The sequence below is a fragment of the Alcaligenes sp. NLF5-7 genome (assembly GCF_024266725.1).
GTDB classification, from domain to species: Bacteria; Pseudomonadota; Gammaproteobacteria; order Burkholderiales; family Burkholderiaceae_B; genus Alcaligenes; species Alcaligenes phenolicus.
This window is the reverse complement of record NZ_CP100755.1, coordinates 3953688-3966683: the sequence shown is the minus strand read 5'-3', so window position 1 is coordinate 3966683 and position 12996 is coordinate 3953688. Positions and strand designations below refer to the sequence as shown.

Below are 12996 nucleotides of genomic sequence, written 5' to 3'. Positions count from 1 at the left end.
AAAATGCAATTAACGGAAAAGAGTTTTTCTCATTGAAAAGATGGTCTTCAACAAGAAGAGAGCGAATTTACTTACCATCGGCTCGCTTATTGATGCGACATCAGAGGGAAGTACTGCGATAGGGAGCATTTCTGTTCTCATACTCTTGTACCCACGCATTCACACCAAGGGCTTGCTTCAAAACCAAATCGGAGCTTTGAACAAACAAGCCTCCATACATCCATAAGCAAGCAAAGAAAAACGCCGATCATCCAAAGGACAATCGGCGTTCTTATCTTTCAAAAACCTCTTGAAAGAGGGGGCGCTTTTAAGCCGACAACTTTTCTACCTTGGCTGGCAGGCCTTGGCGCACGGCCGCGCCAGAAACCCAGTCAATCCAGACGTTGTCCTGACCATCGCCACGGGTTGGATCAGCAAAACCCAATTCGTTCAGGTTCACTCCTGCAGCCAGATCGTTCAGGTGAGGCGTAGCCTGACCATCAATCTGGTGCGAACGCGCACCCAGTTCGGTATGCCCAAAACCGTGTTCGATTGCAATGGCTCCGCGCATAATACCGCCACGAACCAAAGCAACACCTTCAACCGCACCACCTGGTGTGCTGACACGAATACGATCGCCATTCCGAATACCCAGGTTCTTCGCATCATCCAGATTCAAGGAAATCGGATTGTGCGGGTGGACCTGGCGCAGGCGGGACATCCCGATGGACATGGAACTCATCAGATTGGATTTGTAGGAGCTCATCAGCAATGGCCATTCCTGCTCAGAGAAATGCTCGCGCATTGGGCTGCCGTCAGCCAAACGAGTGGGGTACCAAGTAGGGCAACCGCTAAGACGTTCACCCGTCATTGTGTGACGCATCTTGGCCAGGTCTTCATTCCAGATCTGCAAAGCATTGCTGTAGCGATTTTTCAGCTGATTTCCTTTCCAGGCGTTTTCGATTCGGTCGAATCGGCCACCGCGTGTCAACAACATCGCTACTTTGCGCTGCTCTTCAGGATGCAAACGCGCTTGAAGATCAGGGAAGAGACGATCCACACCGGTGATGCGCATATCGTCGTCGGATGCGTCGCCAACCGGGCGGCCAGCACCAAAGGCAATATTGGCCATGCCCCGCAGATAGAAGTCCTCGGCGCGCAGCAAGTCGTGGGCATTGCCTGCCTTGTCTTTCAGAACGCCTTTACCAAAACCTGGCAATCCCAAACGCAAAGCTACTGCAAAGAGGAAACTTTCCAGGTTGATAGGTTGACCGTCAGCCGTGCGATCCACTCGTGGCTCGACCACAGGCCAGCGCAGGGTCGAGGACTTTGCGATCACGTCAGCCCAAGGTGCCGAAACACCCCAGCTTTCGTAAGTCACCGTATCTGGCACGATGTAGTCTGCGTAGGCATTGGTTTCGTTGATAAAGGGATTAACCGAAATCGACAAGGGCAGAACCGCAGGGTCTTTCAGTTTGTGCAGCAAGGCATTTTTAAAGCCAGCAATCGCATAGACCGGGTTGCTCATGTGGTTGATCCACACTTTGCTGGTGTATGGATAGCCATTCAGGCCCGATGCAATCATTTCACTGCTCAAGGCACCTACAGCGGGGTACCAAGGAGCAGGAGCGGGGTACAACGCTTCACCATTTGCTTGGCGGCGCTTGAATTCGCTGGATTTTTCGTAAGCGAAGCGATGGCGCGACAAAGACACGCCTTTGGCCGTCACTTTTCCGGGGAATTGAGCAAAGTTGTAGCGTGGGCCGGGGCCAAAAGGACCAAATGGGCCGGCATCCAGCACCAAACCGCCTTTCAGGTTCAGGTTACCCACCAAGGTATTCAACATGGCAATGGCATAAGCCGTGTAGAAACCGGAACCGTTCATGGTGCCGCCGTGTGCGTCAGCCACGGCTTGGCGACCGTAGCTGGTAAATTCACGGGCCAGTTCGATCAGGGTTTCTTCGTCCATGCCGCAGCCTTTGGCGTATTCGGCAATGGATTTTTCCTGACTGCGCTCACGCAGCATGTTCAGCGCAGTACAGACGCGTACATCCTTGCCTTCCAGCTCAACGGTACGGTCGACAAATAGCGTCGCGCGATCCAGATCGGTATGGGCGCGCAGTTCGCCTTGTTCGTCCTGAACAATAAAGGGCGATTCAGTGTCTTCAGCTACTTCCCAACCCAGGTCTGTACCGCGCAAATAGCGGCCAAAACCAGGATGCTCAGGATCCGCAATCAACAAATGGCTGGCGTTCGTCCAGGAAGCGGTATTTTCGTCCTGCTCCGCAGGCGCATGGGGCAGGGACAAGTGTTCTGCATCAAAACGCTCTTGTTCCAGAATCCAGCGCAACATGCCCATGACCAGGGACAAGTCAGTGCCGGGCAGAACAGGTTGCCAGCGGTTGCCACTGCCCGAAGCCAGGCTGGAGGACGTTGGCAAGATCGGGGAAACAACCACGTACTTGAAGGTGTTTTCAGGACGCGAACGGGCTTCTGCCAGCTCACGGCCTTGACGCTGGAAGGGATTACCGGACTGAGCCGGTGCTGCACCAATAAACAGGCCAAAACGGGCGTTTTTCCAGTCAGGTTTGCCATGAGGCATACCTTTGATGTCACCCATGGCAGCCCCTGTACCGACACGGAAGCTTTGACCACAGTAAGAACCGTGGTTGCTGACGTTGATCGTGCCAAAAGCCTGCTCGGCAAAGCGTTTGACCAGTGGCGTACGGCCTTCGTTCGCGGCATCCGTGAACAACAACTGGTTGGCCAATGGACCGAATTCGGGGTTTTGCGGGTCAATCAGGGTTTCGTGATCCCAAATCGCACGCAAACCATCGACATGACCTTCTTTGAACAGATCGCCGCCTTCGCAGACCTCTTCAATCAATTGCTCAAAACTGATGCGCTCCCATTGGCCTGAACCACGAGGGCCGACGCGCTTCAAAGGCGACAGAACACGATAAGGGCTGCTGTGCTGTTCCAGCATGGAAGCGCCGCGGGCACAGGCGCTGGCACGGCCTTCCAAGCCATTCTCACCACCCAGCATGGCGTAAACCTCGCGTACGGGCTGCTCCATGGGAGCAGACTGCGTGGTTGCCAAAGGATGGTAAGGATTACCGGCGATACGCAGAATCTTGTTGTTCTCCGTATCAATACGTACGCGCACACCACACTGCGTCCAGCAGCCCAGGCAACTGGAAGGGCTCACAATCTGACCGGGCTGCGTATCCAGCAGACCCGTGATCGGATCAATACGGAATTCAGCCTGCAAGGAGTTGCCACGGGTTGCGTGTGCGGTGGGTACACCGGCTGTACCTTGGCCCAGACCTTGGACCGCCTTGACTACCGTGTCGCTATAACCAGCCGCAAAGGCAGCCAGACCACCCACAGCAGCACCGCCGCGGGTCAATACCTGTCGACGCGACAGGTTAGGGGTTTCTTTTTTCTTGCTCATGACGATAAGTACCTGAAAGCTAGTGAGTCTGTAGGGCCTAGGCCGTCAAAGACGAACGGCGGGCCGGGAACAGAGAGAGCAGGGTGGTGCTGGCGGCGAGCAAGGCAATACACAAGCCCAGCACACCCAGCATCCCCAGCAGACCATCGCTGCCTAAGGGCATGGTGTAGAGGTACAAACCGGCACCGTATTTAGGCACTCCTTGTACCGCCATGAAAATAATCCAGCGAAACATCCAGGCAGAGCCGAGCATGAAAGCAGCACAGAACAAGCTATAAAGATTGCCTTGCAAGGTATGGACAGGACGGCTGAGCATGTACAGAAGCAGCAGACCGAACGCCGAGGAACCCAGGAAGCCCAAACGCCATACGGGATAGGTCTGAAACAGTTCCCAGGCCGAACCAAAGGAGTGGCTGTAACCCATCAGACCGGAGCCCACCCAGAACAGGGCCACGAGGATCAAGGTCAATACCACGCCCAAAGACCAACGGCGTACGTACTCCAGCGGCAGATTGGCCACGCCGCCAGGCAAGAAGCGAGCAACCAGCAAAATAGCGCCCAGACTGGCCAAAGCAGCTGTCAACGCGAAGTTGATGGGTAAGAACGCGGTATTCCACAAGGGGCGTGAACGCAGCACCATGACTTCAAAACCGCTGTAAACCAGAATCGACAAGGCCGAAACCAGTAAAGCCAGGCTCAACCAGCGCCACAGAGCACGTTTATTCAGCCACCAGGCCAGCACGTTGGCCATGGACAGGCCAACGAACAGGGGCAGCAGCACAGCACCCAGCGACATCCAGGACCAAGGAGTGAAGTGGGCATAAAAATGCCAGAAACGGCCAGGTTGGTGCAAGTCAGCCAGCAAGGACACAGGAGCGGCAATGCTGCTGCACAGAAGCACAATCATCAGCGCAGGCTCCAGACGACGCAAAGCGCTGTCGCTGGACCAGGCGCAACGCCACACCCAGACGGTGCTGGTGGCAGCCATACCGACCAGGAAAAAGTATTGAACCGCCCAAGGTAACCAGGCAACTTCGTAGGCGGGGGTCAGAATTTCGATAATAGACATAACGGCCCCTTAGAACTGATTGGTCAGACGCACACTGGCCTGCCCATCCACACCATCGACGAACTCATCGGGCAAACCGATGTAGAACACATGCGGGTTGGTGTTCATGCCGGGCTTGAGTACACGGATTTCCTCTTTGTGCTCTTTAAGCAGCTGGGAAATCGTGCTGGTTTCATCGTTCATATCGCCAATGACGCGTGCGCCACCCACGCAGCTTTCCACGCAGGCGGGCAGCAGACCCACTTCCAGGCGGTGCTCGCAGAAGGTGCATTTATCGGCGGTCTGGGTTTCATGGTTAATGAAACGGGCATCGTAAGGACAGGCTTGAACACAGTAGGCACAGCCAACACATCGTTCGTTGTCGACCAGCACCACCCCGTCTTCGCGCTGGAACGTCGCCTGCACAGGACAGACCGGCACACAGGGCGGGTTGTCGCAGTGGTTACAGAGGCGTGGCAGGCTCAGCATGGCCGCCTGCTGCTGTTCATCGAGCACCTCATATTGCAGAACCGTGGTGCGGAACTGCCCGATAGGGGGTGCATTTTCGATAGAACAGCTGACCGTACAGGCCTGGCAACCGATACATTTTCTTAGATCAACCACCATGCCGTAGCGGGCCCCATCTTTCCCACCGCTACGTCGTGGAGGCTGGCTGTTCATGGCAGCATGAACAGGCTGAATAGGAATAATCGTGGCCCCGGCACTAAGGCCCAGCAATTCCTTAAGAAAACGTCGCTTGCCCTTTTTGGGCTCGGCGCTTGGGATCATGTGTTTTCCTTTCCTATGCTTGGGTTGAACCCATTGACATTATTTATAGTTATAAGCATATGAAGAATACAAAGTTCCGGTCTTGATGAAGGTCAAACAGAACATTTAAAGGTTGAAATGTTGACGCTCGGCTGTATTTTTCAGGCACAAAAAAAAGCCCCTCCAGGAAAGGGAGGGGCGCTATATACCTGAGTTGTGGATAAAACCGCTTAGAACGTTCCGCTTAAGCCCAGGAAGAAAGTGCGGCCGGGTTGGTTGAATGTGTAGGCCCCAGCACCGTAGATGTAATTGGGGGTACCCAGGTTCACGCCGATGGCATTGCCGCGACGGAACAGACGCTTATCAAAGAGGTTATCAACCCCTGCATTGATGCGGAAGTGCTTGTTGATCTTGTACTGCGTGCTCAGACCAAACAAGGCGTAAGGGGACACCTTGTCGGTTGCAGAACCCGTCAAAGGCTGACCGTAGTAGTCGTACTTCGGTGGCTTTTGCTCGCCGTAAAAGGTTGCCTTGGCGCGCAAGGACCAATCGGCATTTACATCCCAGTCCAGAGTCGTATTGATCGTGTATTTAGGGATAGTGGACAGCGCTTCACCCGTAGTCTTGTTCTTGGACTCGATCATGTAGGTGAAGTTGGTGGACCACAGCCAGTTTTCGGCCAAAGGCAGCGTCAAGTTACCTTCCAAACCCGAAACTACGGCTTTGGGAATGTTTTCCCATTGCAGAATCAATTGTTGATTGTTCAAGGCCGTGAAGCTATCGATTGCAAAACGGCCCGCTTCTACTTTGTTGCGGTAATCATTATGGAAGTAGGTCAGGCTGGCACCCAGGCCGTTGTCACCCACGTACTCGACACCCAATTCTTTATTGATGCTGGTTTCGGCCTTCAAGTCCGAATTACCTTGCAGGAAGCAACCCGTGCTACTGCCCGTGGTATTGCCCCAGCAGCCGTTACCCAGGCTGTACAAGGTATAGCCGTCATTGCTTTGATACAGGTTAGGTGCCTTGTAAGCACGGGCGATACCGGCTTTCAAGAGCCAGTTATCCGTCACGGCATGAGTCAGGTTAAGCGATGGGCTCCAGTTGCTGCCATGCTTGTCGTGATAGTCAAAACGCAAACCTGGGGTAACCGTGGTCTTGTCGGTGGCATAAATATTGTTTTCAGCGAAAACCGAGTAAATATTCGCCCGCGACTTGGGTTTGTATTTGTTGGGGACACCAGGAATACGGGTCGGGTTACGTTGTGCCAAGTCCGAGGACTTGTCGTTCAGCTCCTGCCCAACCCACTCCATACCGATAGTGGCGTATTGCTCGACGCTACCGGTCTTGAATTGATGGCTGGCCTCAGCGTGGGCCGTCATGGTGGTCAGGTCCGCTGTGCCAAAACCTCCATCCTTGACTCGGGATGGATCATTAAAAGCACCCTCAGTCCCTCCGGCCAAGCCTTCCAGCAAACGATAGTTACGCGTCTTTTCGTACTGGAAGTAGGCCAGGGAGTTCGTCTTATCGTTCCAGTCCCCACGATGCGTCAGCGAATAGCTTTGGCGATACATCTTGTTGGTCTCGTCGCCCAGCTGACGTTTCACCTCGTCATTGGTATTCGTGTTCTGGGTATCACCCGTATAAATATTGCCTTGGCGGCTATAGGAGGCCTCCAGATCCACCGTTTGACGGCTATCAGGACGCCAGGACAGCAAACCATTGATGTCCTTGTTACGTACGCCTTCACGTCCAGCAGGCAAGCTGTTCGCATTGGCACCACCACGCTCGGTCTGGTGTCCTTTATTGATCTCCGGATCGTCCGAATCCGTCTTGTTCAGGTTCCCATACAAACGGAAGGACAAAGATTCGCTGATCGGGCCACTCAAGCCAAAGCTCATGCGTCGCGTGGCGCCTTCATCGCTATGTTCGGGCAAGTTGCCATACAAGGAGTAGGTGCCCTGGAATTTGTCTGTTGTAGGTTTGGTGATGATGTTGACCACACCACCCGCAGCCCCGTTGCCGTAACGTGCTGCTGCCGGGCCGCGCAGCACTTCCACGCGTTCGATCTGCTCGGCAGGTACCCAGTTGGTATCCCCACGCGAATCGCGCTCGCCACGCCAGCCGAAACGCACAGCAGAACGCGAACTGACGGGTTTGCCGTCAATCAGAATCATGGTGTTTTCCGGGCCCATGCCGCGAATGTCGATCTGGCGATTATTACCGCGCTGGCCGCTAGCCGAGTTACCTGTCAGGTTCACGCCCGGCATGGTGCGCAGAACTTCGGAGATATCGTTGGCGGGAGGGGACTTCTGGATGTCTTCGGCGGTAATGATGGAAGAGCCCAAGGTCTGCTTGAGCTCCTGCTCGGCCTTGACCACGATGCGGTCCAGCTCCTCGACCTCTTGCGCTTGCGTCTGATAGGGAAAGGCCAACAATAAAGCCACTGCCAGACTGCTTAAAGGCATAAAAGATACGCCGCCAGGCACCTGGCGCTTAGCGGCGAGAGACGAGGACACCGACATAATGAACACCCAGTAATAATGAGATTGATTCTTGATTATAAACAGAATGTTTCATGTTACCGAGCGTGAATCTCGTAAAACCAACAGATCCGACTGGGCAAATTCAGCCAGAACTACGCCCGCCAACGTTAAAGCTGCGGCCTGTCAAGGCTGACAGCTTGCGCTGCAAAGGGGCTGATTGTATTTAGGCGCAAACGCTGCAGCCAGGACCCATACAGGTATGGATGACAGAATTCCGGGTGCTGGAACGAGTGCCGGGCCCGGTCACATTATTGCCCGCCAAAGCTTGTTGAGGAGTCAGACCGCGCGTGGGGCTGGCTTTGCTGAACAGGCGTCGTGGTGCGCTCAGTTGCAGCAAGAGGCTGCCTTTTTCACAAGCAGGGCAGGTCTGGGGATCGTTGCGGGTGGCAATGCTGCGCAAATGGCTACTGCGTTGCAGGCAATGATTACAAAGATAGTCGTACAAAGGCATGGCAAATCCGAGTAAAGCAAGCCCTGACTCCAAGACGAAGCCAGGGCCAGAGACTGATCAGGTCAAGTTACAGCGTGTGCCTGGACGGCCAAAACGGGCCGCGTCATTCAAGGCACCTTTAGGCAGGATATCGGTATCAAAAATACCGGTAGGCAAGGCCAGAGAAGCGGAGCTGTTAGGCAGATCCACCACGCCGCCGTAACGGCCCTCAACGGGAGCAGCAGTCAGCAACATATAGGCTTGCGCACGCGACAGGTCTGTCGTGCGGCTGATGTAATCGATCGCAGCCAAACAGGCCTGACGGTATGCAACCGTAGAATCCAGGTAGTAGTTGACGCCTTCTTCCACGCTGATGCCCGTGAAGTGCATCCACTGATCGTACTTGGGATCATGACGGCCTGGAACATAGATAGGCGCGGTCAGATTGTATTTGGCCATGCCACCTTTGATCAGATCAAAGCCAAGGTGGGCTGCGCCGTCCATTTCAATGGCACCACAGAAGGAGATTTCGCCATCGCCCTGGGAGAAGTGCAAGTCGCCCATGGACAGGCCAGCACCCTTCACATAGACGGGGAAGTAAATCCGCGAGCCAATGGTCAGGTTCTTGATATCCAGATTGCCGCCGTGCTCACGTGGAGGCACGGTACGAGCAGCTTCAGCCGCCATGCGGTCAAACTCGGCCCCTTTAACGCCGCGCAATACAGCGGTTTTGGCATCAGGCGGATTGGCGTGGCCCTTGGGCACCAGCAGGGCTTCACGGCGGTTCCACTCGCGCAGCAGTTCGTGCGAGGGCAGGGTGCCGATCAAGCCAGGGTGCATCATGGCCGCAATGCGTACGCCAGGGATGTGACGCGAGGTGGCGTAAACACCATGCAGGTCCCAGATGGCCTTGTCGGCTTCGGGGAAATGCTCGGCCAAAAAGCCACCGCCATTTTCCTTGGCAAAAATGCCGGAGAAACCGACAGGCGTAATGGCGCGAATATCCAGCAGATCCACCACCAGAATATCGCCTGGCTCAGCACCCTCTACGTGGATGGGGCCAGTCAATGGGTGGGCGCGGGTCAGGTCAACGTCGCGTACGTCGTTGGCGCTGTCCGTGTTCTTGATCTGGGCGTCCAGAAAGTCCATGCACTCCAGAATCATTTCCTCGCCAGGCTTCACGCTGGTCAGGTCTGGAATATCAGGGTGCCATCGGTTGTGCCCGATTTCAGCTTGTTCGGCCAGGGGTGCGCCGGGTTTGATTTTTATATGCTGCATGTGTTCTCCGAATAATGTGTGCGAGGTCAGCACAACGGCGCTTTTAATGCGCTTGGCGACACAATTAACACGACTGAACAGGCACGGTCAAAATGTGTGGATATGCGGATTTATATGTTTTTTTATGCCAATAAATAAATTCCTAAGCGAGTCAATGATTTAGGCTTTAAGTGATTAAAGGACAATAGTCCCAGGTTTTTGTCCAGAGGATAAATCCTGATTTTGAGCAAATTTTTTATGTCCCGGAATACCGTAAAAAAACGGGCTGCTCTCTATACGACAAACCTTATAGAAGGCATAAGAGTTCCTGAATGGCCTAGCAGGACTCAAGGCTTGGAGCGAAAAAGGGTACAGCTAAGGCCAGGCTCCAAATAACCCTTATCACAGCAGGTATATAGGTCGGCTAGTCGAACTGACAACAATAAAAAGCAATAAAACGCAGGAGACACAATAATGACTAGCCGTTCCCCGATCCTGTGGATTCGCAATCCACTGGCCTGTTCAGATGCACAAGCTGCCGGTGGCGTACTGGTGCAAGATAGCCGCATTATCGAAAAAGTGGCCGCCGGTCAGCAGCCCAAGCAGGCTTACGACCAAAGCTGGGATGCCTCCCGGCACGTTTTGCTGCCCGGTTTGGTGAATACACATCATCACTTTTACCAAACCCTGACACGGGCCTATACCCCAGCGCTGAACAAACCCTTGTTCCCCTGGCTGACCACCTTGTATGACGTGTGGGCCGGGCTGGACGACGAGCAAATGCAGGTGGCCAGCGAGCTGGCCATGGTGGAACTGTTGCAGTCGGGCTGTACGACGGTGGCCGATCACCACTATGTGTTTTCGGGCGCCTTGCAACATGCCATTGATTGCCAGGCTGAAACCGCTCAACGCCTGGGTGTACGCGCCGCATTGACCCGTGGTTCCATGAGTGTGGGTCGGGATCAGGGAGGCTTGCCCCCGCAAAACGTCGTACAGGACGAACAAACCATTCTGGACGACAGCCTGCGCCTGATTCGCCAATATCACCAACGCGAGGATGGGGCGATGATCACGCTGGCCCTGGCTCCGTGTTCGCCTTTCTCTGTCAGCCGCGAGTTGATGAGCGAAAGCGCCAAGCTGGCCGAACGCGAGGACGTACGCCTGCATACGCATCTGGCTGAAACAGACGACGAAACTGCCTACTGCGAGCGCCTCTTTGGTATGCGTCCACTGGACTATCTGGATCAGCAGGGCTGGTTAAGCAATCGCACCTGGCTGGCACACGGCATTCACTTCAACGACGAAGAAATCCAGCGTCTGGGCCGGGCAGGCACAGGTATTGCCCATTGTCCCTCGTCCAATATGGTCTTGGGCAGCGGCCTGTGCCGCACCATCGAGCTGGAAGCCGCTGGTGCACCCGTGGGGCTGGCCGTAGATGGCTCGGCCTCCAATGATCACTCCAATCTGGCTCAAGAGATGCGACAGGCACTCTTGCTGGGCCGGCTGCGCTACGAGCCGGGCCAGGTTACCCATCAAGCCGTTATCCGTTGGGCGACTCAAGGCTCGGCCCGTTGTTTGGGTCGCGAGGATATTGGTGGCCTGAACGTCGGGCAGCAGGCCGATCTGGCCTTGTTCACCCTGGATGAATTGCGCTTTTCCGGCGCTGAGAACCCCTTGGCTGCCTTGCTGCTCTGCGGCGCAGACCGGGCCGACCGCGTGATGGTCGCCGGCCAGTGGCGCGTGATTGACGGCCAAGCCTGCGGCATTGATTTGCAAGACCTGATGCAACGCCATCAAGCCGCTGCGCGTCGTTTGCGCGACAAGGTACTGGATACCGTAGCGACAGCTTGAGTTCGGTAGTGACAGGGCCTCTAGAGCCCTGCCTATTTATTTTCGGAGACAAACAATGACAACACCTACAAGGGCGACGGGTGCAGCGACTGCGCAGCGCCCCGAAGACGAGAATCTGGGCCTGGGCGCGAATCTTGCCTACGGTTTTCAACACGTATTGACCATGTATGGCGGCATTATTGCCGTACCCCTGATCATTGGCGAGGCCGCTGGCCTGCCTGCCAATGAAACCGGCTTGCTGATTACCGCCTGCTTGTTCATGGGCGGCCTGGCGACCTTGCTGCAAACGCTGGGCGTGCCGTTTTTCGGCTGCCGTCTGCCGCTGGTTCAAGGGGTATCGTTTTCTGGCGTAGCCACCATGATCGCCATTTTGGGTACGGGCGGCGGTTTGCCAGCCGTATTTGGCGCAGTCATTGTCGCGTCCCTGCTAGGGCTGCTGATTACGCCGGTCTTTTCACGGGTGATCCGGTTCTTCCCGCCTTTAGTCACGGGCTGCGTGATTACGACTATTGGTCTGACCTTGATGCCAGTGGCCGCATTCTGGGCCATGGGCGGTAATCCTTCCGCACCGGATTTTGGTAGCGTAGGTAATATTTCCCTGGCCGCCATGACCTTGCTGATCGTGCTCTTGCTCAGCAAGCTGGGCAGCGCCACGATCTCCCGCCTGTCTATCTTGCTGGCCATTATTATCGGCACCATCATTGCCGTCGCCATGGGCCATGCAGATTTCTCTGCCGTCAGCGAAGGCGAGGTCTTTGCCTTGCCCAGCCTGTTCCACTTTGGCATGCCCACTTTCCAGACTGCCGCGATTATCTCCATGTTCATTGTGATCATCGTGACGCTGGTGGAAACTTCGGCCGACATTCTGGCCGTGGGCGACATTATTGAAACCAAAGTGGATGCTCGTCGTCTGGGTGATGGCCTGCGTGCCGATATGCTCTCCAGCCTGATCGCCCCTGTATTTGGCTCTTTCACACAAAGTGCCTTTGCTCAGAACGTCGGTCTGGTGGCGGTCACCGGCGTGAAAAGCCGTTACGTCGTAGCCTTTGGTGGCCTGATTCTGATCGCACTGGGCTTGCTGCCCATCATGGGCCGTCTGGTTGCCGCTGTCCCACCCGCGGTACTGGGTGGCGCGGGTATGGTCCTGTTTGGCACCGTCGCTGCCAGCGGTATCCGTACGCTGGCCAAGGTGAACTACGAAAACAATATGAACCTGATCATCGTCGCCACCGCTATCGGCGCCGGCATGATTCCTATCGTGGCCCCCAAGTTCTACGAGCACTTCCCAACCTGGTTTGCGACGATTTTCCACTCCGGCATCAGCTCGGCGGCCCTGGTGGCGATTGTGCTGAACCTGTTGTTCAACCACTTCACCTTGGGCAATCCGGATCAGCCCTCTGTGTTTGCTGCGGGTGGAGGCCGCTATCTGCGGGTCTCGGACGTGGCCAATCTGAACGAAGGGGACTATGTTGAAAACGGCAAGGTCATGGACAAGGACGGCAAGGAGATCCCGATTATTGCTGATGAGCACTCCGCACCGGAACAGGCCCCTGTGCTGCACACGAAACCGAGTTTAAGCAGTACCTGAACAAGTAGAAACATTGCTAAAAGAACATAAGATCGTACCTTTGGCCGCCTTGTCTCTTTAGGGAGCAAGGCGGTT

At 55.3% G+C, this 12996-nt stretch carries 8 protein-coding genes; 2 read left to right on the top strand and 6 right to left on the bottom strand.

Annotation, left to right across the window (positions count from 1 at the left end; all coding sequences use genetic code 11):
- Positions 1 to 307: 307 nt before the first annotated feature.
- From MID00_RS18260 to fmdA, 6 genes are all read right to left on the bottom strand, one after another.
- Positions 308 to 3433, bottom strand: coding sequence for a tetrathionate reductase subunit A (locus MID00_RS18260; RefSeq protein ID WP_254499272.1), 3126 nt, complete (start codon positions 3431 to 3433; stop codon positions 308 to 310).
- 37 nt (positions 3434 to 3470) lie between these two features.
- Complete coding sequence (gene nrfD / locus MID00_RS18255) at positions 3471 to 4502, bottom strand: NrfD/PsrC family molybdoenzyme membrane anchor subunit (protein WP_250755655.1); 1032 nt, start codon at positions 4500 to 4502, stop codon at positions 3471 to 3473.
- 9 nt (positions 4503 to 4511) lie between these two features.
- Entirely contained in the window at positions 4512 to 5270 is a 759-nt protein-coding gene (gene dsrO, locus MID00_RS18250) for a sulfate reduction electron transfer complex DsrMKJOP subunit DsrO (protein WP_009453878.1), read from the bottom strand.
- 209 nt (positions 5271 to 5479) lie between these two features.
- A complete protein-coding gene (locus MID00_RS18245) occupies positions 5480 to 7717 on the bottom strand; it encodes a TonB-dependent siderophore receptor (RefSeq protein WP_302329846.1) in 2238 nt (745 codons plus the stop codon).
- 241 nt (positions 7718 to 7958) lie between these two features.
- Positions 7959 to 8246: an FmdB family zinc ribbon protein gene (locus tag MID00_RS18240; protein ID WP_009453884.1), complete on the bottom strand. Its 288-nt coding sequence runs from the start codon at positions 8244 to 8246 to the stop codon at positions 7959 to 7961.
- 57 nt (positions 8247 to 8303) lie between these two features.
- Positions 8304 to 9503, bottom strand: a complete 1200-nt coding sequence (gene fmdA / locus MID00_RS18235; protein WP_021446607.1) for a formamidase — start codon at positions 9501 to 9503, stop codon at positions 8304 to 8306.
- Between the two features lie 453 nt (positions 9504 to 9956).
- On the opposite strand from fmdA, the gene MID00_RS18230 reads away from it, so the two are divergent.
- Together MID00_RS18230 and MID00_RS18225 are read left to right on the top strand one after the other, a co-directional pair.
- Positions 9957 to 11333, top strand: coding sequence for an 8-oxoguanine deaminase (locus MID00_RS18230; RefSeq protein ID WP_009453885.1), 1377 nt, complete (start codon positions 9957 to 9959; stop codon positions 11331 to 11333).
- A gap of 55 nt (positions 11334 to 11388) precedes the next feature.
- Entirely contained in the window at positions 11389 to 12921 is a 1533-nt protein-coding gene (locus MID00_RS18225) for a nucleobase:cation symporter-2 family protein (RefSeq protein ID WP_021446606.1), read from the top strand.
- The last annotated feature ends 75 nt before the right edge of the window (positions 12922 to 12996 follow it).